General features: G+C 66.8%; 23 protein-coding genes. 14 read left to right on the top strand and 9 right to left on the bottom strand.

Annotation, left to right across the window (positions count from 1 at the left end; all coding sequences use genetic code 11):
- Positions 1-89: 89 nt before the first annotated feature.
- Complete coding sequence (locus ACOFKW_RS15985) at positions 90-1,514, top strand: heavy-metal-associated domain-containing protein (RefSeq protein ID WP_419815116.1); 1,425 nt, start codon at positions 90-92, stop codon at positions 1,512-1,514.
- Positions 1,498-2,139: an HdaA/DnaA family protein gene (locus ACOFKW_RS15980; protein ID WP_419815115.1), complete on the top strand. Its 642-nt coding sequence runs from the start codon at positions 1,498-1,500 to the stop codon at positions 2,137-2,139. The genes ACOFKW_RS15985 and ACOFKW_RS15980 overlap by 17 nt, the downstream gene beginning before the upstream one ends.
- Here the strand turns inward: ACOFKW_RS15980 and ACOFKW_RS15975 are convergent.
- Positions 2,136-2,675, bottom strand: coding sequence for an MOSC domain-containing protein (locus ACOFKW_RS15975; protein WP_419815114.1), 540 nt, complete (start codon positions 2,673-2,675; stop codon positions 2,136-2,138). The genes ACOFKW_RS15980 and ACOFKW_RS15975 overlap by 4 nt on opposite strands.
- A 58-nt stretch (positions 2,676-2,733) precedes the next feature.
- Here ACOFKW_RS15975 and ACOFKW_RS15970 point away from each other — a divergent pair, with 58 nt between their 5' ends.
- Positions 2,734-4,896, top strand: coding sequence for an RNA degradosome polyphosphate kinase (locus tag ACOFKW_RS15970; protein WP_419815113.1), 2,163 nt, complete (start codon positions 2,734-2,736; stop codon positions 4,894-4,896).
- On the opposite strand, the gene ACOFKW_RS15965 is transcribed toward ACOFKW_RS15970, so the two are convergent.
- Complete coding sequence (locus tag ACOFKW_RS15965; protein ID WP_419815112.1) at positions 4,893-5,534, bottom strand: nuclear transport factor 2 family protein; 642 nt, start codon at positions 5,532-5,534, stop codon at positions 4,893-4,895. The genes ACOFKW_RS15970 and ACOFKW_RS15965 overlap by 4 nt on opposite strands.
- Before the next feature lie 13 nt (positions 5,535-5,547).
- The gene (locus ACOFKW_RS15960; protein WP_419815111.1) at positions 5,548-6,624 is read right to left on the bottom strand and encodes a metallophosphoesterase; all 1,077 of its coding nucleotides are present in this window, start codon (positions 6,622-6,624) and stop codon (positions 5,548-5,550) included.
- Positions 6,625-6,887: 263 nt separating this feature from the next.
- On the opposite strand from ACOFKW_RS15960, the gene groES reads away from it, so the two are divergent.
- Both groES and groL read left to right on the top strand, forming a co-directional pair.
- Positions 6,888-7,175: a co-chaperone GroES gene (gene groES / locus ACOFKW_RS15955; RefSeq protein ID WP_419815110.1), complete on the top strand. Its 288-nt coding sequence runs from the start codon at positions 6,888-6,890 to the stop codon at positions 7,173-7,175.
- A gap of 44 nt (positions 7,176-7,219) precedes the next feature.
- Positions 7,220-8,872 carry a chaperonin GroEL gene (gene groL / locus ACOFKW_RS15950; RefSeq protein WP_419815109.1) on the top strand — a complete coding sequence of 551 codons (1,653 nt, stop codon included), beginning with the start codon at positions 7,220-7,222 and terminating at the stop codon, positions 8,870-8,872.
- Positions 8,873-8,974: 102 nt separating this feature from the next.
- On the opposite strand, the gene ACOFKW_RS15945 is transcribed toward groL, so the two are convergent.
- Both ACOFKW_RS15945 and ACOFKW_RS15940 read right to left on the bottom strand, forming a co-directional pair.
- Positions 8,975-9,412, bottom strand: a complete 438-nt coding sequence (locus ACOFKW_RS15945; RefSeq protein ID WP_419815108.1) for a hypothetical protein — start codon at positions 9,410-9,412, stop codon at positions 8,975-8,977.
- 231 nt (positions 9,413-9,643) lie between these two features.
- A complete protein-coding gene (locus ACOFKW_RS15940) occupies positions 9,644-10,513 on the bottom strand; it encodes a VacJ family lipoprotein (RefSeq protein WP_419815107.1) in 870 nt (289 codons plus the stop codon).
- 147 nt (positions 10,514-10,660) lie between these two features.
- On the opposite strand from ACOFKW_RS15940, the gene ACOFKW_RS15935 reads away from it, so the two are divergent.
- The 6 genes from ACOFKW_RS15935 to ACOFKW_RS15910 all read left to right on the top strand — a co-directional run bounded on the left by ACOFKW_RS15935 (position 10,661) and on the right by ACOFKW_RS15910 (position 16,893).
- The gene (locus tag ACOFKW_RS15935) at positions 10,661-11,617 is read left to right on the top strand and encodes an ArsR/SmtB family transcription factor (protein ID WP_419815106.1); all 957 of its coding nucleotides are present in this window, start codon (positions 10,661-10,663) and stop codon (positions 11,615-11,617) included.
- A complete protein-coding gene (metF, locus tag ACOFKW_RS15930) occupies positions 11,614-12,558 on the top strand; it encodes a methylenetetrahydrofolate reductase [NAD(P)H] (RefSeq protein ID WP_419815105.1) in 945 nt (314 codons plus the stop codon). The genes ACOFKW_RS15935 and metF overlap by 4 nt, the downstream gene beginning before the upstream one ends.
- Positions 12,555-13,619: a homocysteine S-methyltransferase family protein gene (locus ACOFKW_RS15925; RefSeq protein ID WP_419815104.1), complete on the top strand. Its 1,065-nt coding sequence runs from the start codon at positions 12,555-12,557 to the stop codon at positions 13,617-13,619. Before metF ends, ACOFKW_RS15925 begins: the two co-directional genes overlap by 4 nt.
- Before the next feature lie 23 nt (positions 13,620-13,642).
- On the top strand, positions 13,643-16,285 hold the full coding sequence (gene metH, locus ACOFKW_RS15920; protein ID WP_419816980.1) for a methionine synthase: 2,643 nt from the start codon (positions 13,643-13,645) through the stop codon (positions 16,283-16,285).
- A 76-nt stretch (positions 16,286-16,361) separates the two neighbouring features.
- Complete coding sequence (locus ACOFKW_RS15915; protein WP_419815103.1) at positions 16,362-16,625, top strand: hypothetical protein; 264 nt, start codon at positions 16,362-16,364, stop codon at positions 16,623-16,625.
- Positions 16,626-16,629: 4 nt separating this feature from the next.
- Complete coding sequence (locus ACOFKW_RS15910) at positions 16,630-16,893, top strand: hypothetical protein (RefSeq protein WP_419815102.1); 264 nt, start codon at positions 16,630-16,632, stop codon at positions 16,891-16,893.
- Between the two features lie 119 nt (positions 16,894-17,012).
- Here the strand turns inward: ACOFKW_RS15910 and ACOFKW_RS15905 are convergent, their stop codons facing one another.
- The 3 genes from ACOFKW_RS15905 to ACOFKW_RS15895 all read right to left on the bottom strand — a co-directional run bounded on the left by ACOFKW_RS15905 (position 17,013) and on the right by ACOFKW_RS15895 (position 19,967).
- The gene (locus tag ACOFKW_RS15905) at positions 17,013-18,272 is read right to left on the bottom strand and encodes an ice-binding family protein (protein ID WP_419815101.1); all 1,260 of its coding nucleotides are present in this window, start codon (positions 18,270-18,272) and stop codon (positions 17,013-17,015) included.
- 489 nt (positions 18,273-18,761) lie between these two features.
- Positions 18,762-19,496, bottom strand: coding sequence for an arginyltransferase (locus ACOFKW_RS15900; RefSeq protein WP_419815100.1), 735 nt, complete (start codon positions 19,494-19,496; stop codon positions 18,762-18,764).
- A gap of 72 nt (positions 19,497-19,568) precedes the next feature.
- A complete protein-coding gene (locus ACOFKW_RS15895) occupies positions 19,569-19,967 on the bottom strand; it encodes a diacylglycerol kinase (protein ID WP_419815099.1) in 399 nt (132 codons plus the stop codon).
- Between the two features lie 127 nt (positions 19,968-20,094).
- On the opposite strand from ACOFKW_RS15895, the gene ACOFKW_RS15890 reads away from it, so the two are divergent.
- Together ACOFKW_RS15890 and ACOFKW_RS15885 are read left to right on the top strand one after the other, a co-directional pair.
- Positions 20,095-20,628 carry a phosphatase PAP2 family protein gene (locus tag ACOFKW_RS15890; RefSeq protein WP_419815098.1) on the top strand — a complete coding sequence of 178 codons (534 nt, stop codon included), beginning with the start codon at positions 20,095-20,097 and terminating at the stop codon, positions 20,626-20,628.
- Positions 20,628-20,822: a hypothetical protein gene (locus ACOFKW_RS15885; RefSeq protein WP_419815097.1), complete on the top strand. Its 195-nt coding sequence runs from the start codon at positions 20,628-20,630 to the stop codon at positions 20,820-20,822. Before ACOFKW_RS15890 ends, ACOFKW_RS15885 begins: the two co-directional genes overlap by 1 nt.
- Before the next feature lie 7 nt (positions 20,823-20,829).
- Here the strand turns inward: ACOFKW_RS15885 and ACOFKW_RS15880 are convergent, their stop codons facing one another.
- Entirely contained in the window at positions 20,830-22,086 is a 1,257-nt protein-coding gene (locus ACOFKW_RS15880; RefSeq protein WP_419815096.1) for a threonine ammonia-lyase, read from the bottom strand.
- Positions 22,087-22,289: 203 nt separating this feature from the next.
- On the opposite strand from ACOFKW_RS15880, the gene ACOFKW_RS15875 reads away from it, so the two are divergent.
- Positions 22,290-23,120, top strand: coding sequence for an NAD(P)-dependent oxidoreductase (locus ACOFKW_RS15875; RefSeq protein WP_419816979.1), 831 nt, complete (start codon positions 22,290-22,292; stop codon positions 23,118-23,120).
- The last annotated feature ends 78 nt before the right edge of the window (positions 23,121-23,198 follow it).

The raw sequence follows: 23,198 nt of genomic DNA, 5'->3' as shown, positions 1-23,198 counted from the left end.
CGCGACCGGCCCCGACTGTCATCCCGGCGAAGGGGCGTCGAGACGCAACCCTGTGATGACAATCCGCGCCAAGCCGCTAAAAGCAGCGCGTGACCCGCGTCCTGTTGTTCCTGTTCCTGGCGGCCTTCGTGTCGGCACCGCTCGCCGCGCAGGGGGCAGGCGGCGGCGCGTCCTATGTGATCGGCGGGATCGCCGTCGATACCTCGGCCAAGACGACCTACGAGGCGCGCATGGCCGCCTATCGCATCGCGCGGCACAAGGCCTGGCCGCTGCTATGGGCGCGGCTGACCGGGGAAGCTGCAAATACCGCGCCGGCGCTGGGCGACAACGTCATCGAGCAAATGGTCGCCGGCATCGAGATCCAGGGCGAGCGCTTCTCGACGACACGCTATATCGCGACGCTGGGAGTCGTCTTCGACCGGGCGCGGTCGTCGGCGCACTTCGTCGGGACCGTGGCCGCCCAGCACTCCGGGCCGATGCTGTTGCTGCCGATCTTCACCGATCGCGGCGCGCGGACGATCTACCAGACCAAGACGCCCTGGGTCGGCGCCTGGGCACGGTTCAGCGATTCGCTGAGCCCGATCGACTATGTCCTGGCCAGTGGTTCGGCGGGCGATAACGTCCTGTTGACGGCCTATCAAACCGCGCGGCCCGACCGCTCGTTGTGGCGCAACATCCTCAACCGCTTCGGCACTACCGACGTGCTGGTCGCCGAGGTCAGGCTGGTCCGCGAGTTTCCGGGCGGCCCGATCGGTGCCGAGTTCATTGCGCGGCACGGTCCCGATGCCGAGGAGCTGGGGCGGTTCTCGTTGCGTACCGGTGCCACGTCCGGGCTCGATGCGATGCTCGACCAGGGGGTCAGGCGCGTCGACGAGATCTACACCCAGGCGTTGCGGGCCGGTCGCCTGACGCGCGATCCGGCGCTCGATGTCGAACTGGAGCCGATCCTCAGCCTGTCGCCCGACATCTTGGGTAACTCCGGGGTCGCGGCGATCAGCGCCAACAGCATCGAGGCCGATGTCGGCACGCCCGACGCCCGCAGCTGGAGCGAGACCGAGACCCTGTTGCGCGGTACGCCGACGGTCACCGGCGTCGGCGTGACCAGCCTGTCGCTGGGCGGCACCTCGCGGGTTTCGATCCGCTTCTCCGAAACCCGCGACATGCTGCTGTACCAGCTCGACCAGCGTGGCCTGCGGCTGGTGCCGAACGCCACCGGCACGACGCTGCGGCGACGACTGCCGTCCGATGTCCCGATCCCGCCACCGGTGACCGCACTCGACGCCGCGGCGGCAGCCGATGGGGCGGAGGTCGAGGGTGGCACGACAGGCACGCCGCCAGCGTCGCCTGCATCCCCCGCTGCGCCGCCCGCTGCGATCATTCCGAATGCGCCGACGGTACCAGCGCCGCGTAATCGCCAGCCGCGACCGGCGACGCCGCCTGCCGCCCCGCCGACGACTCCGCCGGCTGCTGCCGGGGGTCCCGTCGACCTGCTGTCGGGTGCCCAGCCGAAGTGAGCCCGGCGTCGCGGTGCTGAGCCAGCTGCCGCTGCCGCTGTCCTACCGCATCGCCATGGGCGAGTCGGAGTTCTTCGTCTCCGAGGCCAACGCCGATGCGGTGGCTTGGCTCGATCGCTGGCCCGACTGGCCTCAGCCCCAGGTCCTGCTGGTCGGCCCGGAGGGATCGGGCAAAAGTCACCTCGCGCGGCTGTTCGCGGCGCGTGTCGGGGCGAGGATCGTCGATCCAGCCGAACATGCCGATGCGGAGGCGCTGTTTCACGCGTGGAATGCCGCGACCATCGACGCGCCACTGTTGATGATCGCGCGCCGGGCGCCGCGGGAATGGCCGCACCGGTTGCCCGATCTCGCGTCGCGGTTGGCGGCAACGCCTTTGCTCGCCATCGCCGATCCCGACGATGCGTTGCTCGGCGCTGTGCTGGCCAAGCAGTTCGCCGACCGGGGCTTGCGGGTCCCGCCCGAGGTCGCCGCCTATGTCCTGACCCGGATCGAACGCAGCTTTGCCGCCGTTTCGCTGACTGTCGCCGCGCTCGACGCCGCGGCGCTGGCGGAGGGCAGGGCGGTCACCGTGCCGCTCGCCCGCGACGTGCTGGAGGCACAGTTCGCGTTGCCGCTGGACGGCTAGACCGGCTTCAACGGCACATGGACATCGGGCAGTTCGACCAGAATCACATCGCCGGCACGAACTTCGCCGCCCGTCACGACGATCGCCATCACGCCGGCCTTGCGCACCAGCCCACCGTCCGCATCACGCCCCAGGCAGGCGTCCATCAGTCCCGGCATCATCCGCTCCAGCTGGATGCACGGATTGCGCAGGCCGGTCAGCTCGACCACCGCATCGTCTCCCAGCCGCAGCCTCGTTCCAAGCGGCAGGCCGAGCAGGTCGAGGCCAGCGGTGCTGACATTCTCGCCCATCTGCACCGGCGACAGCGCAAAGCCGCTCGCCGCGAGCTCGGTCAGCAACTCGCTGTGCAGCAGATGCACCTGGCGCAGGTTCGGCAGTCCGGGATTGAAGCGTGCCCGCGACCGATGCTTGATGCGCTCGCCGCAATGCGCGTCGCCCTCGACGCCGTGGCCCTCCAGCAACCGGATCGACAAGGCCGGCAATTTGTTGAGCCCGTGCTTGCGCCCGGCACCGACCGAAATGATTCGAGGCTGCATCACGGAGTTTTACCAAACAGTCATCGTGGCGTCATGATTGTCGCACTATAGTCGCCGGATGATACATGCAGTGCGCCAAGAGCCGTTGCCACGCGATCCTGTCGTTGACGGTGTCGCCGATACAGAGCGCTACTTCAATCGTGAGCTGTCGTGGCTGTCCTTCAACGAGCGCGTTCTCGACGAGGCGTCGAACCGCAACCATCCGCTACTTGAGCGGCTGAGGTTCCTGTCGATCAGCGGCAACAACCTCGACGAATTCTACATGGTCCGCGTCGCCGGTCTGCGCGGCCAGGTCAATGCGGGCGTCGAGACGCGTTCCCCGGAAGGCGCGACGCCGGCCGAGCAGCTGCTGGCGATAGCGCTCACCGCCGATGCGCTGATGGACAATCAGCAGGAGGTCTGGGCCGAACTCGTCGGCCTGCTGGCGCGCGCCGACTTCCATGTCCTGACCGCCGATGATCTCAGCCCCGACTGCCGGCAATGGCTGGAGCGGCATTTTCTCGAGCAGATCTTTCCTGTCCTGACGCCCCAGGCGATCGACCCGGCGCACCCCTTCCCGTTCATTCCGAACAAGGGCTTCAGCCTGATCCTGGAGCTGCGCCGCTCGTCGGACGACGAGATCCTGCGCGCCCTGCTGATGCTGCCGTCGATGCTGCCGCGCTTCATCCGCATTCCCGGCAAGGTGGCGCGCTTCATCAGCCTGGAGAACACCATCCGGCTGTTCTTCGGCCAGCTGTTCCCCGGCTACGAATTGCTCGGCGACGGCGCTTTCCGGGTCATCCGCGACTCCGACATCGAGATCGAGGAGGAGGCTGAAGACCTCGTTCGCTACTATCAGTCCGCGATCAAGCTGCGCCGCCGCGGCACCGTCATCCGCCTCAAGATCGAGGGTTCGACGCCGGCCTCGTTGCGCAACCTGGTTCGCGACGCACTCAAGGTCGAGGACCGCGACACGACCGTCGTCACCGGCATCCTGGGTGTCGCCGACCTCGCCATGCTGGTCGACGAGGACCGCGCCGACCTGAAGTTCGAAACCTACACGCCGCGCTTTCCGGAGCGTATCCGCGAGCATGGCGGCGACTGTTTCGCCGCGATCCGTGCCAAGGACCTCGTCGTCCATCACCCGTACGAGAGCTTCGAGGTCGTGCTGGCGTTCCTCAAGCAGGCCGCCGCCGATCCCGACGTCATTGCCATCAAGCAGACACTGTACCGCGCCGGCAAGAACTCGCCGATCGTTCGCGCCCTGATCGACGCAGCCGAGGCCGGCAAGTCGGTGACCGCAGTGGTGGAGCTCAAGGCGCGCTTCGACGAGGAACAGAATCTGATGTGGGCCGCCGCCCTGGAGCGGGCCGGCGTCCAGGTGGTGTACGGCTTCGTCGAGTGGAAGACCCACGCCAAGCTGTCGATGGTGGTGCGCCGCGAGGGCAGCAACATCCGCACCTACGTCCACTTCGGCACCGGTAATTATCACCCGGCGACGGCGCGGATCTATACCGACCTGTCGTTTTTCACCGCCGATCCGCTGTTGGCGCGCGATGCGGCGCAGGTGCTCAACTACATCACCGGCTATGTGAAGCCGACGCATCTCGAGAAGCTTGGCATGGCGCCGCTGACGATGCGCGACAAGCTGTACGGGCTGATCGACGCCGAGATCGCCAACGCCCAGGCCGGCAAGCCCGCCTCGATCTGGGCCAAGCTCAACAGCCTGGTCGACACCGGCATCATCGAGAAGCTGTATTCCGCCAGCCAGGCCGGCGTCGTCGTCGAGCTGATCGTTCGCGGCATCTGCTGCCTGCGTCCGGGCGTGCCCGGGCTCAGCGACAACATCCATGTCCGCTCGGTGATCGGGCGCTTCCTGGAGCATAGCCGGATCTTCGCCTTCGCCAACGGCAAGGCACTGCCGTCGCGCAAGGCCAAGCTGTTCATCTCGTCGGCCGACTGGATGCCGCGCAACCTCGACCGCCGGGTCGAGGTGCTGGTGCCGATCGAGAACGCGACGGTCCATGCCCAGGTTCTCGACCAGGTCATGGTCGCCAATCTGAAAGACACCGAACAGTCGTGGGAGCTGACCCCGGAGGGCCAGTACAAGCGCCTGGTCCATGCCGGCCCGGCGTTCAACCTGCACCGCTATTTCATGACCAACCCGTCGCTGTCCGGCCGCGGCGCCTCGTTGAAGGACCCGGGCACGGTACCGCGGCTGGTCCTCGACGCCGACGCCTAGCGCAGCCGGCGGAGCTTTGCCGAGCCGAGGTGCCAGCGCAGTTGCGCCGCCGTGGCGCCCTCGACGCCGTTGACGCGGCGCACGACATGGCTGCCACGGAAGACCTGCCGCTTGCCGTTGGTCAGCGTCGCCGTCACCGTGACCGGCACCGGCTGGTAGATCGAACCGGCGCCGGCGTCGCCCGGCTCCAGCTTGCCGATCGCCACCCGAACCGATCGCGTGCGGGCAAAGCCAGCTTCAAACGTCGCGCGCGTCTGGCCGGGACTGCCGTTGTCGCCCCATTGCGCCCAAGCGGCGTCGAAGTCGCGAGCGTTGATCGCCGAATAATAGCGCTGCACCACCGCTGCGGCCGCCGCCATGCTTTTGGGTGCCGGCGTACACCCTGCCATTGGGGTACCCTTGCCGTCGAACAGGGCGCAGCTTCGCGCGATCTCGTCCTCGATCATCGCGCAGCTGTTGGCGACGTTGCACGGCGGATGAGTGGCGGGTGACACCGACCGGCAGATCGCCACCCGCCGCGCCGCAGCCGCAGCGCCGATGTCCGTTGCGCACGACAGCGGCCGAGCCGACGCCTGTTCCGCCATGCCGGCCACAGCCATCGCAAGGATCGGCACCAACAGGCTGGTCGTCGAACGCATCGCCACTCTCCCTTCAGCGCGCCCGCAAGGTGAAGCGCGTCATTTCCGGCGGCCTGCCGAGCCGCAGCGCAAAGCCCGGCCATAGCGCCGTGCCGTTGCTGACATACAGCGTCATGCCGTCGACCTCATAGCGCCGGGACACGAAGCCGCCGTTGGCGCGCGCCACCACCCGGTCCAGCCCGACGATCATGCCGCCGTGCGTGTGCCCCGACAGCTGCAGCGCAACCCCGCGCGCCGCCGCCTGCCGGGCATGTTTCGGCTGGTGGTCGAGCAATATGATCGGCACCCCCGCCGGCGCCCCCGCCAGCGCCGCGTCCAGATCCGGCCCCGCTTGCCCGACGCTCGGCGCCGACAGGTCGGTGACCCCGGCCAAAACCAGCCGCGCCCCGCCGCGCGTCAGCACGACATGGCGGTTGGGCAACATCCGGAACCCAAGTTCGGCGAGGTGGCGCATCCACGCCGAGTAATCGAAGAAATACTCGTGGTTGCCGGGGATCGCGTAGACGCCGTCGGGCGCATGCAGGCTGCGCAGGGGCGCCACGTCCTGGCGCCGCATCTCGACCGACCCGTCGATGAAGTCGCCCGTCACCACGATCAGGTTGACGCCCGAGGCATTGGCTCGCTCGACGACGGCGCTTGCCCAGTCCGCGGTGAACAGCCGGCTGATGTGCAGGTCGGTCAATTGCAGCAGCTGGTAGCCGTCATATTGCGGCGGCAGCCCGCTGATCGCGACCTCGACATCGACGACCGGCGGCACCCGGACGGCGTTTGCGACGCCGATCGCCGCGAGCAAGGCCGCTATCCCGGCGACCGCGTAGCGCAGGGTGTCCGGCACCACGACTGCACGCCACCGCACCAATATCGTCGCCAGTGTCCCGAGATCGAGCGCGATCTGCAGCACCGCCAGCAGGACGATCGTGCCGAACGCCCAGTTGAACAGGATCACCACCGCGCGCGGAAACTCCGGCGCAAAGACCGAACCCGACGACAGCTTGCTCCAATAGTGATATTGCGATGCCGCGAGCAGCACCAACGCCAGCGCGACCTTCACCCAGGTCGGCAAGGCCAGCGGCCACAACCAGCGTGCCACGACGTACAGGCACGGCGTTGCGAATATGAGATTAAAGATCGTCGGTCTCCGTGTGGCGGCGCCGGCCGGGTCGATCGCGGCGCCGGATCGACCCTGGGTTCAACTTGGCCCGTATAACGTTCCAGCGGCAGATTTCGACCCCTGCACGGCCATTCCGTCCCTTGACGGGAGATGAACCCGGAACCATATGCGCCGGGTCGCTGGCACTCCTCCTCGATGAGTGCCAGCGGACGGATTTTGCAACCAGAGACAGGTGCGACCCCATGAAATTTACGCCGCTCCACGACCGCGTGCTCGTTCGCCGCATCGAAGCCGAAGAGAAGACCGCGGGCGGAATCATCATCCCGGACACCGCCAAGGAAAAGCCCCAGGAGGGCATCGTCGTTGCCGCCGGCAAGGGCGCTCGCAACGAGGCCGGTGACCGCGTCAAGCTCGACGTTGCCGAGGGCGACAAGATCCTGTTCGGCAAGTGGTCGGGCACCGAGGTCAAGGTCGACGGCGAAGACCTGATCATCATGAAGGAAAGCGACATCCTCGGCCTTCTCGGCTGAGTTGATTTCGCTGCGTCTTCAATAATCTATCCAAGGAAAACAACATGGCAGCCAAAGACGTCAAGTTCAGCCGCGACGCCCGTGAGCGCATCCTGCGCGGCGTCGACATCCTCGCCGACGCGGTCAAGGTAACGCTCGGTCCCAAGGGCCGCAACGTCGTTATCGAGAAGTCGTTCGGCGCCCCGCGCATCACCAAGGACGGCGTCACCGTCGCCAAGGAAATCGAGCTCAAGGACAAGTTCGAGAACCTCGGCGCCCAGATGGTCCGCGAAGTCGCTTCGAAGACCAACGACATCGCCGGCGACGGCACCACCACCGCGACCGTGCTGGCCCAGGCCATCGTTCGCGAGGGCATGAAGTCGGTCGCAGCGGGCATGAACCCGATGGACCTGAAGCGCGGCATCGACATCGCCGTCGCCAAGGTCGTCGAGGACCTCAAGGCTCGTTCCAAGCCGGTCGCCGGCACCGCCGAGATCGCCCAGGTCGGCGTCATCTCGTCGAACGGTGACACCATCGTCGGCGAGAAGATTGCCGAAGCGATGGAAAAGGTCGGCAAGGAAGGCGTCATCACCGTCGAGGAGGCCAAGGGTCTCGACTTCGAACTCGACGTCGTCGAGGGCATGCAGTTCGACCGCGGCTACCTGTCGCCTTACTTCATCACCAACCCCGAGAAGATGTCGGTCGAGCTCGACAACCCGTACATCCTGATCAACGAGAAGAAGCTCTCGAACCTTCAGGCGCTGCTGCCGGTTCTCGAAGCCGTCGTTCAGAGCGGCCGTCCGCTGCTGATCATCGCCGAGGATGTCGAGGGCGAGGCTCTCGCCACGCTCGTCGTCAACAAGCTGCGCGGTGGCCTCAAGGTCGCTGCCGTCAAGGCTCCTGGCTTCGGCGATCGTCGCAAGGCGATGCTCGAGGATATCGCCACGCTGACGAAGGGCGAGACGATCTCCGAGGACCTCGGCATCAAGCTCGAGAACGTCACGCTGGCGATGCTCGGCTCGGCCAAGCGCGTCACCATCGACAAGGATAACACGACGATCATCGACGGTGCCGGTGATGCCGAGGCGATCAAGGGTCGCGTCGAGCAGATCCGTGCGCAGATCGAGTCGACGACGTCCGACTACGACAAGGAGAAGCTGCAGGAGCGTCTGGCCAAGCTGGCCGGTGGTGTTGCAGTCATCAAGGTCGGTGGTTCGACCGAGGTCGAGGTCAAGGAGCGCAAGGACCGCGTCGACGACGCTCTTCACGCGACCCGCGCTGCAGTCGAGGAGGGCATCGTCCCCGGCGGCGGTACCGCACTCCTCTATGCAACCAAGGCTCTCGAAGGCCTGAAGGGCGCCAACGACGACCAGACCCGCGGTATCGACATCATCCGCAAGGCACTGTTCGCTCCGGTTCGCCAGATTGCACAGAATGCCGGCCATGACGGCGCGGTCATCTCGGGCAAGCTGCTCGATGGCAACGACGACACGATCGGCTTCAACGCCCAGACCGGCGTCTACGAGAACCTCGTCCAGAGCGGCGTCATCGACCCGACCAAGGTCGTTCGCACGGCACTCCAGGATGCGGCCTCGGTCTCCGGCCTGCTGATCACCACCGAAGCGGCCATCACCGAACTGCCTGCCGACGACAAGGGCGGCGCAGGCGGCATGGGCGGCGGCGGCGGCATGGGCGGCATGGGCGGAATGGACTTCTAAGGTCCGCCTACCAACCACGCACGAAAAAGGGGCCGCGATGCAAGTCGCGGCCCCTTCTTTATGTCGCTACCGGCCCGGATCGCTCCGGGCCGGCGAGTGACCTCAGCGCGGCGTCGAACCGGAGGTCGAGCCGGCTGCGCCCGTCGTGCTGTTCTGGGTGTCGGTCGTGCCGGTCGAGCCAGTTGCGCCGCTGTTCATGCTCGAGCCGGCGGTCGAACCGCTGCCCGAGGTCATGCCCGCGCCGGCGTCGCTGCCGCTGGTCATCGCACCGGTCGTGCCGGCCGACGAGCCCGAACCCGCCATTGCGTCGGTGCCGCCGGTCGAACCGCTGGCGCCGTTCATGCCGGTGCCGCTGGTTGCGGAACCGTCGGTGCCGGTGCCTGCGCCGCTGCCGGTCGCGCCCGTGGTCGCGGTCGCATCGGTGCCGGTCGTGGTTGCGGTCGTGCTGGTGTCGGTGGTCGTTGTTTCGGCCTTCTTGCCGCAAGCACCCAGACCAAGGGTAGCGACAAGGGCAATTGCAGTCGTCGTAAGAGCGCGCATGGGTAGTCCTCCTGCTGGTTAGTCCGAGCCGAAAGCACTCACGCGTGTTATTTGTTCCCTATTGCGACGACTGTGCCGCAGGGGTGCTGCGGGCCTCGCGTAATGCTGCATCCGTATCGAATACTGCCCGTCGTTCTGCTTCGGTGATCGCGCTTTCCTTTGCTGGAGCAGCCTCTTCGGTCTTGTGGCACGAGGCCGCGATACTGCAGAACAACAGGAACACGACCCGTTTCATTGGGGCGTCGTCGCTGGCGGTGTCGAAGCCTGCGGCGCGGCGGGGGAGGGTGCCGTCGGCGGACCATCGGCGGGCGTAGCGGCGCCCGGGGGGGTCGCGCCGGGCGCCAGCGGTGCGTCTTCGACCGGCTCATCGTCTTCATCCGGCGGCGAACCGTCGTAAATCTGCGACTGGCGCCGCTGCAGGAATGCCGATTTTACCGTCGCATACTCGTCGAGGCTGCTGTCGAGGACATTGTCGGCGCCGGCATCGGTCAGCTTGGAGCGCAGGTCGAGCGCCGTCAGCCCGAATTGGCCACCGGTGATCAGGATCGACTTGCCGAGCACATCGCGCCGAACATAGGGCACCGGGTCGCTGGCGAAATCGCCCGCCAGCCCGACCGTGTCGCGCAAAGTCGACGGGCCAAAGAACGGCAGCATGACATAGGGACCGGACTTGACGCCCCACACCGCCAGCGTCTGGCCGAAGTCCTCAGGCTCCTCAGGCCGTCCCAGGTCGGTGGCCTGGTCCGCCAGCCCGGCGATGCCGATCGTGCTGTTGATCAGGAAGCGGTCGACGGTGCGGAACGCCTGCTTGATCTTGCCCTGCAGGATGGCGTTGATGAACGATGTCGGCTCGGTGATGTTGTTGAGGCCGTTAGTGACACCGCGTCGCGCCGCCCCGGGGACGACGGCACGGTAGACATTCGATGCCGGCTTCAGCGCGTAGCGATCGAGGCCGCGGTTGAGGGCGTAGATCTTGCGATTGGTCTTCTCCCACGGATCGCGCTGGGCGTCGGCGATGCTGCCGGGATGCGGCGTCGCGCAGGCGCCGACGGCCAGCACGGCGAGGCTTGCTGCGGCACGCATTAGGAACTGGAAACGCATGGGCTGACCTTGGCGTAGAATTGTCGGATGGCGGTGCCATAACGTCGCCCGGGCGGCAAGGCTCCGATGCCGTAACGATGGTGATCGGACGCAGACAGGTGCAGCGCCGTTGACAGGCATATAAAGACATCTTTATATCTGCAATCGATGCATGTTGCTTTGCCTGTCTTCCGCGCGCTGGCCGATCCGACCCGGATCCGCATCCTGCTGCTTGTCCGGCGCATGGAACTGGCGGTCGGTGAACTGGCGCAGGTGCTCCGCCAAAGCCAGCCGCGGGTCTCGCGCCATGTCCGCATCCTGGCCGATGCCGGGCTGGTGCGGCGCTTCAAGGAAGGCGCCTGGGTGTTCGTCCGCCTCGGCGAGGACGGAGTGACCCGGCCGGTGATGATGGCGCTCGACAGTTGGGACGAGGGCGAGGCGGTTGCCGATACCGCTCGCCTTGCCGCCGTCCGGGCCGAGCGGGCCAGCGCCGCCGAGGATTATTTCACCGCGCAGGCCGCGACCTGGGACCAGGTCCGCTCCGCGCATGTCGCCGAATGCGATGTCGAGGCCGCGATCCTCGGCGCGCTCGCCAGCCGCCCGCTCGGCACGCTGCTCGACGTCGGCACCGGCACCGGGCGGATGATCGAGCTGCTCGGGGGCAGCGCGCGCACTGCCATCGGCATCGACCGCTCGCCCGAAATGCTGCGGCTGGCGCGCGGCAAGATCGAGGCGGCCGGCCTTGCGCATGCCGAGGTCCGCCACGGCGACATGTTCGCGCTGCCCCAGTCCAATGCCAGCGTCGATACCGTCGTCCTCCACCAGGTCCTGCACTTCGCCGACGCCCCCGGCCTCGCCATCGCCGAGGCGGCGCGGGTGCTGGCGCCCGGCGGACGGTTGCTGGTCGCCGATTTCGCCCCGCACGACCGGGAGGAGCTGCGCGCCAAATACGCCCATCTCCGCCTCGGTTTCGACGACGCCCAGGTCAGCGCTTGGATGGACGATGCCGGCCTCGACGCCCGCGTCGTCGCCCATCTCGCCGCTCCCGCCGGCGTCGACCAGCCGCTCACCGTTGCCCTTTGGCTCGGCGAGCGCCCCCCGTTCCAGCAGCAGGTAGCCGCATGACCACGCTGACTTTTGCCCAGATGAACGAAGCCTCGCGGGCCGTCGGGTCGCCGTTGTTCGCCGACCTGCCCGGTGACATCGGCGTGTCGTTCGAGTTCTTTCCGCCCAAGACCGAGGGCATGGACAAGACGCTGTGGGAGTCGATCGAGACCCTGCGTCCGCTCAAGCCGCGCTTCGTCTCGGTGACCTACGGCGCCGGTGGCTCGACCCGCGAGCGCACCCACAACACCGTCGCGCGCATCGCGCGCGAGACCGGAATACCCGCCGCCGCACACCTGACCTGCGTCGACGCCAGCCGCGCCGAGATCGATGATGTCGCGCGCGCCTATTGGGAAGCCGGTGTCCGCCACATCGTTGCCCTGCGCGGTGACCCGCCCCGGGCCGGCGAGCGTTTCGTCGCCCAGCCCGACGGCTATACCAGCAGTGCCGACCTGGTCGCTGGCCTGCGCCGCGTCGCCGACTTCGAAATCTCGGTCGGGGCCTATCCCGAGCAGCATCCCGAAGCGCCCGACAGCGCCTCAGACCTCGAGCATCTGCGCCGCAAGCTCGACGCCGGTGCCCAGCGCGCCATCACGCAATTCTTCTTCGAGCCCGACACCTTCTTCCGCTTCCGCGATGCCGCCGCGAACGCCGGTGTCACCGCCGAGCTCGTGCCCGGCATCCTGCCGGTTTCGAACGTCGCCAACCTGCTGCGCATGGCCAAGGCGACCGGGACCTCGGTGCCCGACTGGATGGCGCGGCTGTTCGATGGCCTCGACGACAAGCCTGCCGCTCGCCAGCTGGTTGCCGCGACCGTCGCTGCCGAACAGTGCCGCCGGCTGTATGCTGGCGGCGTCCGGCATTTTCACTTCTACACGTTGAACCGCGCCGAGCTGGCCTATGCGATCTGCCACATGCTCGGCGTTCGCCCGGTTGCGCCGGCGCAGGAGCTTGCGGCATGATCACGCCATCCGCCGCCGCCGTCCGCCTGCGTGCGCTCGCCTCCGAGCGCATCCTGCTCACCGACGGGGCGTTCGGCACGATGATCCAGTCGTACGGGCTTAGCGAGGCCGATTATCGCGGCGACTATGAGCTGACCGACGACCAGAAGGGCAACAACGACCTGTTGTGCCTGACCCGCCCCGACATCATCGACGCGATCACCCGCGGTTATCTCGATGCCGGCTCGGACATCGTTTCGACCAACACCTTCAACGCCAACACGATCAGCCAGGACGACTACAAGGCCGTCCATCTGGTCCGCGACATCAACCTCGGCGCCGCCCGGATCGCGCGGAAGGCAGCCGACGACTATGAAGCGAAGGACGGTCGCCCGCGTTTCGTCGCCGGGGCGATCGGGCCGACCAACAAGACCTTGTCGCTGTCCCCCGACGTCAACGATCCCGGCTTCCGCGCCGTCGAGTTCGACGCGATGAAGGCGGTCTATGCCGACCAGGCGGTCGCGCTGCTCGACGGCGGCTGCGACTTCATCCTCGTCGAGACGATTTTCGACACGCTCAACGCCAAGGCGGCGATCATCGCGGTGCTGGAACTGGCGGAGCAGCGCGGACACGAGATCCCGCTGATGATCTCGATGACCATCACCGACATGTCGGGCCGCAACCTGTCGGGCCACTCGGTCGACGCCTTCTGGTACACCGTCCGACACTCCAAGCCGCTGACCATCGGTCTGAATTGCGCCTTCGGGGCGGACCTGCTGCGCCCCTATGTGCAGACGCTCAACCCGCTCGCCGACACGCTGGTCATGGTCTATCCCAACGCGGGGCTGCCCAACGACCTGGGCGAATATGACGAGCAGCCGCACACCACCGGCGCCTTTATCGCCGAATGGGTCGCCGAAGGACTGATCAACGTCGTCGGCGGCTGCTGCGGCACGACGCCGGAGCATATCGCCTCGATGGCCCGTGCCGTGAAGGGCAAGCCGCCGCGTGTCATCCCGCGGCCGAAACCGGTGCTGCGCCTCGCCGGCCTCGACCCGATGATCATGGCGGACGCGGCGTGAGTTCTGCCGCCCTGAAACTCGACCTGCCCGACGACGAGCCCGCGCCCCGGCGCGCCACCTTCGTCAACATCGGCGAGCGTACCAACGTCACCGGCTCGGCGGCGTTCAAGAAGCTGATCATGGCCGGCGACTATCCCGCCGCCGTCGAGGTCGCGCGCCAGCAAGTCGCCAACGGTGCGCAGATCATCGACGTCAACATGGACGAGGGCCTGCTCGACGCCGAATACGCGATGACGACCTTCCTCAAGCTGATCGCCGCCGAGCCCGACATCGCGCGCGTCCCGGTGATGATCGACAGCTCGAAATGGAGCGTCATCGAGGCCGGGCTGCGCTGCGTCTCCGGCAAGCCGATCGTCAATTCGATCTCGATGAAGGAGGGCGAACCAGCCTTCCTCGCCGCCGCCCGCAAGTGCCGGATGTACGGCGCTGCCGCCGTGGTCATGGCGTTCGACGAGCTCGGCCAGGCCGACACCGCCGCCCGCAAGGTCGAGATCTGCGGCCGCGCCTACGACCTGCTCGTTGCCGACGGCTTTCCGCCCGAGGAGATCATCTTCGATCCCAACATCTTCGCGGTCGCCACCGGCATCGAGGAGCACGACAATTACGGCGTCGACTTCATCGAGGCCTGCCGCGAGATCAAGGTCCGCTGCCCGCACGCCCATATCTCCGGCGGCGTCTCCAACATGTCGTTCAGCTTTCGCGGCAATGAGCCGGTGCGCCGCGCCATGCACTCGATCTTCCTGTTCCACGCCATCGCGGCGGGGCTCGACATGGGCATCGTCAACGCCGGGCAGCTCGACGTCTACGACACCATCAACCCCGAACTGCGCGAGGCCTGCGAGGACGTTATCCTCAACCGCCGCCCGCGCAACTCCAACCAGACTCCGACCGAGCGCCTCGTCGAGCTGGCCGACAAGTTCCGCGGCAGCGGCGCGGCGCAGGAGCAGGCGACCGAGGAATGGCGCGGCTGGTCGGTCGACAAGCGACTGGAGCACGCGCTGGTCAAAGGCCTCGACGCCTGGGTCGTCGACGATACCGAACTGGCGCGCCAGGTCGCGGTCCGCCCGATCGACGTCATCGAAGGCCCGCTGATGGCCGGCATGAACGTCGTCGGCGACCTGTTCGGTGCAGGCAAAATGTTCCTGCCCCAGGTCGTCAAGTCGGCGCGCGTCATGAAGAAGGCGGTCGCCCACCTGCTGCCGTTCATCGAGGCGGAGAAGTCGGAGGGCGCCTCGTCCAAGGGCCGGATCATCATGGCGACGGTCAAGGGCGACGTCCACGACATCGGCAAGAACATCGTCGGTGTCGTCCTGCAGTGCAATAATTTCGAGGTCATCGACCTCGGCGTCATGGTGCCCTGGTCGGCGATCCTGAAGGCCGCCAACGACCATAACGCCGACATGATCGGCCTGTCGGGCCTGATCACCCCGTCGCTCGATGAGATGGTCACCGTGGCCGCGGAGATGCAGCGCGCCGGGATGACCATGCCGCTGTTGATCGGCGGCGCGACGACCAGCCGGGTCCATACTGCGCTGCGCATCGCGCCCGCCTACAAGGGACCGACGATCCACGTCCTCGACGCGAGCCGTGCCGTCGGCGTCGCCGGCGCGATGGTCAGCGACACGATGAAGGACGAGCTCGTCGCCTCGACCTCGAACGATTACGAGGCGATCCGCATCGCTCGCGCCAGCAACACCCAGAGCAAGCTGGCGACGCTGGCGGCGGCGCGGGCCAATGCCTTTCCGACCGATTTCATCGCGCATCCGCCGGTCCGTCCGCGCATCGCCGGGGCACAGCCAGTGACCATGAGCGTCGCCGAGCTGATCCCCTACATCGACTGGACGCCGTTCTTCCGCGCCTGGGAGCTGGCCGGCAACTATCCGGCCATCCTCACCGACCCGGTCGTCGGCGAGAGCGCCACCTCGCTGTTCGCCGATGCGCAGGCGATGCTTGAGAAGATCGTCGCTGAGAATTGGCTGCGTCCCGCCGGGGTAGTCGCGATCTGGCCCGCGCGGCGCGACGGCGACGACGTGCTGCTGTTCACCACCGAGGCGCGCGACGTCGAACTGGCGCGCATCCCGTTCCTGCGCCAGCAGATCGTCAAGCGCGAAGGCCGCTTCAACATGTGCCTGTCCGACTTCGTCTCCGACGAGGCCGACTGGCTCGGCGGCTTCGCCGTCACCGGCGGCGCCGGGATCGACGAGCATCTGGCGCGCTTCAAGGCCGAGCACGACGACTATAACGACATCCTGCTAAAGGCGCTCGCCGACCGCTTGGCCGAGGCCTTCGCCGAAGCCCTGCATGCCCGCGTCCGCCGCGACCTGTGGGGCCATTCGCCGAACGAGGATTTGTCCAACGAGGACCTTATCCGCGAGAAATACACCGGCATCCGTCCCGCGCCCGGCTATCCCGCGTGCCCCGACCACAGCGTCAAGCCGCTGCTGTTCGAGCTGCTCAGCGCCACTGAAGCTACCGGCATCACCCTGACCGAGAGCTTCGCCATGCTCCCCACCGCCAGCGTCAGCGGCTTCTATTTCGGACACCCGCAAGCCAGCTATTTCGGCGTGGCGCGCATCGGTGCGGATCAGGTCGCGGATTATGCGGCGCGGCGCGGCGTGGAGATCCAGCAGGCGGAGCAGTGGCTGCGGCCGAATCTGGACGGCTAGGCCGCCGCAGCCGCTCGTCGAGACCTTCAGTTCGTGATAGATTAGGGTCGAACCTAAACTATCGGAGGATGCTGTAATGGTGACTCTCAGGGTATCGGAAGCGTTCGTCGACCCGGCCATCCCGGACGGTGCGCACTCGATCAGCGACAGGTTCAAGGATCCGGACGCCGCTGGTGGCGGTGTGGAGACTGTCGCGAAGACAAGCTATTACGTTGTCTGCGAAGACCATCCCAGCGGCCAGTGGATCGGTCCGACCAGGTCGACGCGCGAAGATGCCGACGCGGATCTTGCAGGTCATCTGGTCGACTATCCCAACCACAATCCGATCGTGGTGAGCTAGATCCATGCCGGACGTGCCGGACGATCCCGATTTGCTCCCGTTCGATCCGCATCACCCGCGCATCGACCGCGGCACCGGCGGTCCGATCGTCACGGAGGACCAGGACGCGTGCTTCTTCGACGGGCGCTTCTATCCGCCGGGATCGATCGAGATGATCGAAGGCCGCGCGGTGACCTGCCGAGGCGGCAACTGGATCGGCGAGGGTGACGACCCGCCCTTCCGACCGCGGCGCGGCGAGTTCCCGAACGGACTCGAACCGGACGCCTGACGCCCGGCTCGACCGAAGCCGACGCAATGAAACGACTATCCGCTTCCGGGCGCCAAGACCTGGAAGCGGACGCTTATCAGCGAATGTTGCCCGGCGATCCGGACCCGCTGGTTCCCGGTCTAGCTGGCGACGGCCTGGCGGCGAGCCCGACGGCGGCTCGCCGAGCCGATGATGAAGAAGCCTGCCAGCATCATGATCCAGGCTTGTGGCTCCGGAACGGTGTTGTCGCTGGGCTCGGGTGGCGGAATGGTGACCGGGCGGTACACCTTGCCGTCGTTGTCGACGTTGAAGACGCTGCCGATGCCGTAGCAGCCATAGCCACCGACCTTGGCGCCGGCGCCGGTCGAGACGTAGGATGATGCCGAGAAAAGGCCGCCGCAGGTCTTGGTGACGCCAAGCGTCTCGGCATCGGCGCCGACACTGATGTAGGTTTCGGCGAGGATGGTCCCGAGGAAGACCGAGCTTGCGCCCAGGCTGGCATAGCCACCGGTGTTCCAGATGATGCCGCTGCCGGCACCGGCGTTGATCATGACGATCTTCGTCGAAGCTCCGGTCGCCAGGATATCGGCGATGTTGAAGACCCAGACCTGGTCGAGCTTGCCCTGGCCGTCGAGCGTCAGCGTCGTGCCCGCAGTCGTCGACAGGCTGGCGGCGCTGTAGACGCCCGAATAAAGCGTCGTGTCGGTCGTCATCGTCGCTGCGAGGACGGTACCGATGCCCAGGCTTTTTAGCGCGGTCTGCGCATAGCGGATCAGGCTGGTATGTGTCGCTGCCTCCGCGTCGAGCGATGCGGTGAGCTCGGTCGCCACGAATGGCGACGCCGCCAGCGCATATTGCGAGCCGACCAGGCTGTTGGCGCCGACGCTGATCGCGCCGACCGCGCCGACCGCGCCGACGACCACCGAATTGGCTCCGGTGCTTGCCGCTCCGCCGGTCTGGATCGTGCCGCCGACCCACGACGTGTCGCCCGTCGTCGCGGCACCGACCGAGGTGACATCGCCGGTGACGCGCGAGTTTGCGCCGATCGTCGAGGCGCCGCTCGAGGTGACGCTGCCGCCGATCAGCGATCCGTCGCCCGTCGTGGCGACGCCGCCCGAGACGATGTTACCCGTGACGGTCGAACCTGTCCCGCCGGTCGTCGCCGCCCCGCCCGACACGAGGTTGCCCAGCACATCGGCATTCGCCCCGGTCGTGGAGACGCCGCCGGCAAAGACGTTGCCGTGGACGACCGAGCTATCGCCGGTCGTCGTGTAGGTTTTCGAGATAATCGTCTGGCGCTGGAATTCGGGCCCGAGGAGCGGCGCGGACAGCGCCGGTGCGCCGAAAGCAATAAGCCACCCTACGGCGCCAAGGCCGGTAAATTTAGAACTGCAATGCACGAAAATTCCCCGTTTGATGATCCGGCGACGAGAAGTGTCCACTGGACAGACGCGTCAGCCCAACAAGACGACCTCTGCAATTTTGGGGCCACAATCCGTATGCACGCTAAGTCTATGGTTTATCACAACCTACCTGGTTGCTAGAAAACCCCTACTGTCAGAAAGTTTTACAATTTGCTGCCAATTTGGATCAAGATTTACTTGTGCTCGACTGTAGACAGACGAATTTGTACGTCTCTGTACTTAGGTACTGCCAAAACGGTTAAATTTCAGGCCAGTTGCAACTGTCTGCTGCAGACCTGCGTATGCACACAATTTGGCGCATGTCGTTCAAGCATATGGCAAAACTGCTTGGCCGCCGCGGGCAGGGCAGGGCTTCGGAGCAGCGATAGTCCAGCGAACCTCCGCGGCTTGAAACGTCGGGATCGAGGTTACCAAAGAGGGCGGTTGGTGAACCGGGCTCTTAGGAACACGGCCCCGGCCTCCAGCTCAGGCGGCGCGAACCCAACCCCGCGCAGTCAGTTTCTCGACCGGCTTGAACCGCGTCTTGTAGGTCATCCGGTCCACCCCTTCGATCCAGTAGCCGAGATAGACGAACGGCAATTCGGCGCGCGCGGCACGGACGATGTGGTCGAGGATGATGAAGGTGCCAAGACCGGGGCGCGTCGCCAGCGCCGGGTCGTAGAAGCTGTAGACCATCGACAGGCCATCGGATTGCTTGTCGGTCAGGCAAGCGCCGACCAGGCGGCCGGGGCGGTCGTCGGTGGACGGTTCGCGGTACTCGACGACGACGGTGTCGACCGGGGTCTGCTCGATCATGTCGGCGAAGTCATAGGCGTCCATCATCGCCATGCCGCCGCTGGGGTGGCGCGAGCCGACATAGCGCTGCAGCAGCTCGAACTGCTCCTCGGTGCTCCACGGTTCGCAGGCGGAGACTTCGAGGTCGGCGTGGCGCCGCAGCAGGCGTTTTTGCGAGTCGGATGCCTTGAACTCGCGCGCCGCGACCCGCACCGAGACGCAGGCGGAGCAATCGTCGCAGCTCGGCCGGTAGACGATGTTCTGCGAGCGCCTGAAACCGATGCGGGCGAGCGCCTCGTTCATCTCCAGCGCGTCGTTGCGCTTGAGCTCGGTGAACACCTTTCGTTCGAACCGGCCCGGCACATAGGGGCAGGGTGACGGCGCAGTCACGAAAAAGCGCGGGAACTTGAAACTCTGGTCGGTCACGGTGGCGGCAACCCCTTCAGGCCTCGGCCATTAAAGCGGCATGATGCGCGGGTTTTTGCGTCGGGAACAGGGTTAATCGGCACCGACCAGGTGACTAATGTGCGCGATGACGCCGCGCTGCTGCAGGCTGTCGACGACCATCGCAGCGGCGACGACCAGCGCGGCTAGGCTCAGGGCAAGCACGGCGCCTGCGGCCATGTCCTTGATGACCTTGATCTCCGGGTGGATGGCGGGGTGGAGCAGGTCGATCAGGCCCTCCAGCGCGGAGTTGACCAGCTCGAACGCGATGACCAGCGCGATGACCAGGCCGAAGACCGCCCACCAGATCGGCGCGGGCCGCAGGATCAGCAGCGCGACGACCGCCAGCACGGCGAAGGCGGTGTGCGTCCGCAGGCTGCGCTCGCGCCGCCAGCCTTCGCCCAGTCCAGCCAGGGCGAAGCCGATCCGTTCACGCAGCGGGCGGTTCTTCATCGACCATCTCCTACGTCGCCGGACCACCTGCGGCAAACTTAGTCATCGTCGCCGGCTGCGGGATCGCCCAGTCAGCGACGTCAAACACACAGCGCCCGCTTCAACGATGGCGCCAAGGGAGACCGACGTGAAGGGCTTTACGATTGCGCTGGCCAGTGGCGCGGTGATGTTGGCGGCGCCGGCGGCAGCCAGCGACAAGTTCTGGCAGACCTACGCCGACATCGGCGCGATCGGCATCCCGCTCGCGGCCGGCGGCTACAGCCTTTGCGAAAGCGACCGCAACGGCTTGCTGATGCTCGGCGAGACCGGGCTGCTGACCGTCGCCAGCACCGAGGGGCTGAAATACGCGGTCAACGAGCGCCGTCCGAATGGCGGCAACCACAGTTTCCCGTCGGGCCACACCTCGCTGTCGTTTGCCGGTGCCGGTTACCTGCAGGCCCGCTATGGCTGGAAGGTCGGGCTGCCGTTCGAACTGCTCGCCGCGACGGTCGGCTTCGCGCGGGTCAAGTCGCACAATCACTATTGGTACGATGTCGTGGCCGGCGCCGCGATCGGCGAAGGCTCGGCGTTCCTGTTCACCCGCCGCCTCAACGAGAACACCCGCATCTCCGCCTATGGCGATACCGGTGGCGGCGGCGTCCAGATGGCGCTGCGGTTCTGATGCGCACGATTGCCGCTGCCGGCCTGATGCTCATCGCCGGCTGCTCGTCGGACGCGTCCCGGCTGCGGCCGCCCGAGGTGCCGCGCGACGGGCGCGGCGATGCGCTGCTGTTGGAAATTCGCCCGGTCGACGGATCTCAGCCCGCAACCCCCACGCGCAAGAAGCAGTCGTGTCTTCACCTGCGCCGCTGCTGAACGGCGGTCAGTCGGCCTCGACCATCCGCACGTCATAGCCCGCGGCGCGCAGCGTCTCGACCAACCGGTCGAGGTGGTCGCGGTCGCGGGTCTCGCACTCGATGTCGGTGATCAGGCCCTTGGCCGGCAGGTTGGTGAAGACCCGCTGGTGATAGACTTCGAGGATGTTGACCTGCTGCTGCTCGAAGATGCGGGCGACCTCGAACAACTGGCCGGGGCGGTCCTTCAGGCGGATGCGCAGCCGCGCCAGCCGGCCCGACCGGGCGAGATCGCGCAGCAGCACGTTGGCCAGCAGCCGCGTGTCGATGTTGCCGCCGCACAGCACCAGCCCGACCTTGCGCCCGCGGAATCGCCGCGGATGCGCCAGCAGCGCCGCCAGTCCAGCCGCTCCGGCCCCCTCCGCCACCGTCTTCTCGATGGTCAGCAGCATGGCGACGGCGTGTTCCAGTTCACGCTCGCCGACCAGCACGATGTCGTCGACCAGCCGCTCGACGACCTGGAACGTCAGCACGCCGGGCGTCTTGACCGCGATGCCCTCGGCCAGCGTGTCGCCGTCGCAACTGACGCTCTCGTGGCGCAGCTTACCCCACATCGACGGATAAAGTTCGGCCTGCACGCCGACGACCTCGATCGGCGTGGCATGTGCCTTGGCGACGGTCGACATCCCGGAGATCAGCCCGCCGCCGCCGATCGGCACGATCAGCGTGTCGAGATGCGGCGCATCCTCCAGCATTTCCAATGCGACGGTGCCCTGGCCGGCCATGACTACCGGATCGTCGAACGGATGGACGAAGACATAGCCGCGCTGGTCGGCGAGGCGATATGCCTCGGCGCTGGCTTCCTCGAACTTCTCGCCGTGCAGGACGACATGGGCGCCGTGGCCCTCGGTCTGCTGGATCTTCACCATCGGCGTGAAGCGCGGCATGACGATGGTCGCCGGGATGCCGAGGCGTCGGGCGTGATAGGCGAGGCCCTGCGCGTGATTGCCCGCCGACGCCGCGATGACGCCGCACGCCCGCTGCTCGGGCGTCAGCGACAACAGCTTGTTGAGGGCGCCGCGCTCCTTGTAGGCGGCGGTGAACTGCAAATTCTCGAACTTGATCCAGACCTCGGCGCCGGTCAGCTCGCTCAGCGTCTTGCTGACCAGGCAGGGTGTGCGGATGACCGCGCCCGCAATCGCATCGCGAGCCGCGATTACGTCGGCGATCGAGATCGGCAGCGCCGGCAAGATGGCAGCGGCGTCGGTGGAGGCAAGAGCGTTCATCGTTGCGGCTTTAGCGCCAAGGTTGCCGGTTGGCCACCCGAGGCGAACCGCGAACCATCGGCTTGCCAAGCATCAACCGGCTCGCCATCACTCGCGCTTGAACGAGGCAGCTGGCGGTGCGCGCCGCCCGCGGCCGGGATCACATGTGTCCCGGCAGGCATGGGATGACCAACTTGAAGATTTTCTACATCGGGCTTGGCGTCATGGGTGCGCCCATGGCGGGGCATCTGGCCAAGGCCGGCCACGAGGTCAGCGTCTATAATCGCACCGCTGCGAAGGCCGCGGCCTGGGTCGCGGAACATGGCGGGCAAAGCTTTGCCAGCCCGGCGGCGGGCGCAGCGGCGGCGGACGTCGTGCTGACCTGCGTCGGCAACGACGACGATCTCCGCGGGCTGCTGCTCGGTACGGACGGCGTGCTGGCGGCGATGCGGCCCGGAACCTTGTTCGCCGACCATACCACGGCCTCGGCACAGGTGGCGCGCGAACTGGCGGCGGCGGGTGCGGAGCGCGGCGTGATGGTGCTCGACGCACCGGTGTCGGGCGGCGAGGCCGGCGCCATCAACGGCGTCCTGACGATCATGTGCGGCGGCACCCCCGATGCGTTCGCCGCTGCCGAGCCAGTGTTCGCGGCCTATGCCAGACGCACCGGGCACCTCGGGCCGGCGGGCAGCGGCCAGCTTGCCAAGATGGTCAACCAGATCTGCATCGCCGGACTGGTCGAAGGGCTGGCCGAGGCGCTCAACTTCGCGCTGGCCGCCGGGCTCGACGCCGGCGCGGTGATCGACGTGATCTCCAAGGGCGCCGCGCAAAGCTGGCAGATGGACAACCGCGCCACGACGATGATCGACGGCAAGTTCGACTTCGGCTTCGCGGTCGACTGGATGCGCAAGGACCTGGGGCTGGTGCTGGGCGAGGCGACACGGCTCGGCATCGGGCTGCCGGTGACGGCGCTGGTCGATCAGTTCTATGCCGAGGTGCAGGGCAAGGGCGGCGGCCGCCTCGACACGTCGAGCCTGATCACCCGCTATCGCTAGTCCGGACGAGCGCTGTCCTACACACCATTCGCTGTGCCATATAGGTTCAATGACTATGACGGACTTCTTCGTTGCACG

Source organism: Glacieibacterium sp. (assembly GCF_965200405.1).
GTDB lineage: Bacteria > Pseudomonadota > Alphaproteobacteria > Sphingomonadales > Sphingomonadaceae > Glacieibacterium.
Note: the sequence above shows the minus strand (reverse complement) of the source record. Positions and strands in the feature narration are given on the sequence as shown.

What these genes read in the sequence shown, in the direction of transcription:
- ACOFKW_RS15975 (WP_419815114.1), bottom strand. Translation starts at nt 2,675, where the DNA reads ATGCAGCCTCGAATCATTTCGGTCGGTGCCGGGCGCAAGCACGGGCTC.
- ACOFKW_RS15970 (WP_419815113.1), top strand. Translation starts at nt 2,734, where the DNA reads ATGATACATGCAGTGCGCCAAGAGCCGTTGCCACGCGATCCTGTCGTT.
- ACOFKW_RS15965 (WP_419815112.1), bottom strand. Translation starts at nt 5,534, where the DNA reads ATGCGTTCGACGACCAGCCTGTTGGTGCCGATCCTTGCGATGGCTGTG.
- groES (WP_419815110.1), top strand. Translation starts at nt 6,888, where the DNA reads ATGAAATTTACGCCGCTCCACGACCGCGTGCTCGTTCGCCGCATCGAA.
- groL (WP_419815109.1), top strand. Translation starts at nt 7,220, where the DNA reads ATGGCAGCCAAAGACGTCAAGTTCAGCCGCGACGCCCGTGAGCGCATC.
- ACOFKW_RS15945 (WP_419815108.1), bottom strand. Translation starts at nt 9,412, where the DNA reads ATGCGCGCTCTTACGACGACTGCAATTGCCCTTGTCGCTACCCTTGGT.
- ACOFKW_RS15940 (WP_419815107.1), bottom strand. Translation starts at nt 10,513, where the DNA reads ATGCGTTTCCAGTTCCTAATGCGTGCCGCAGCAAGCCTCGCCGTGCTG.
- ACOFKW_RS15935 (WP_419815106.1), top strand. Translation starts at nt 10,661, where the DNA reads ATGCATGTTGCTTTGCCTGTCTTCCGCGCGCTGGCCGATCCGACCCGG.
- metF (WP_419815105.1), top strand. Translation starts at nt 11,614, where the DNA reads ATGACCACGCTGACTTTTGCCCAGATGAACGAAGCCTCGCGGGCCGTC.
- ACOFKW_RS15925 (WP_419815104.1), top strand. Translation starts at nt 12,555, where the DNA reads ATGATCACGCCATCCGCCGCCGCCGTCCGCCTGCGTGCGCTCGCCTCC.
- ACOFKW_RS15915 (WP_419815103.1), top strand. Translation starts at nt 16,362, where the DNA reads ATGGTGACTCTCAGGGTATCGGAAGCGTTCGTCGACCCGGCCATCCCG.
- ACOFKW_RS15910 (WP_419815102.1), top strand. Translation starts at nt 16,630, where the DNA reads ATGCCGGACGTGCCGGACGATCCCGATTTGCTCCCGTTCGATCCGCAT.
- ACOFKW_RS15895 (WP_419815099.1), bottom strand. Translation starts at nt 19,967, where the DNA reads ATGAAGAACCGCCCGCTGCGTGAACGGATCGGCTTCGCCCTGGCTGGA.
- ACOFKW_RS15885 (WP_419815097.1), top strand. Translation starts at nt 20,628, where the DNA reads ATGCGCACGATTGCCGCTGCCGGCCTGATGCTCATCGCCGGCTGCTCG.
- ACOFKW_RS15880 (WP_419815096.1), bottom strand. Translation starts at nt 22,086, where the DNA reads ATGAACGCTCTTGCCTCCACCGACGCCGCTGCCATCTTGCCGGCGCTG.
- ACOFKW_RS15875 (WP_419816979.1), top strand. Translation starts at nt 22,290, where the DNA reads ATGGGTGCGCCCATGGCGGGGCATCTGGCCAAGGCCGGCCACGAGGTC.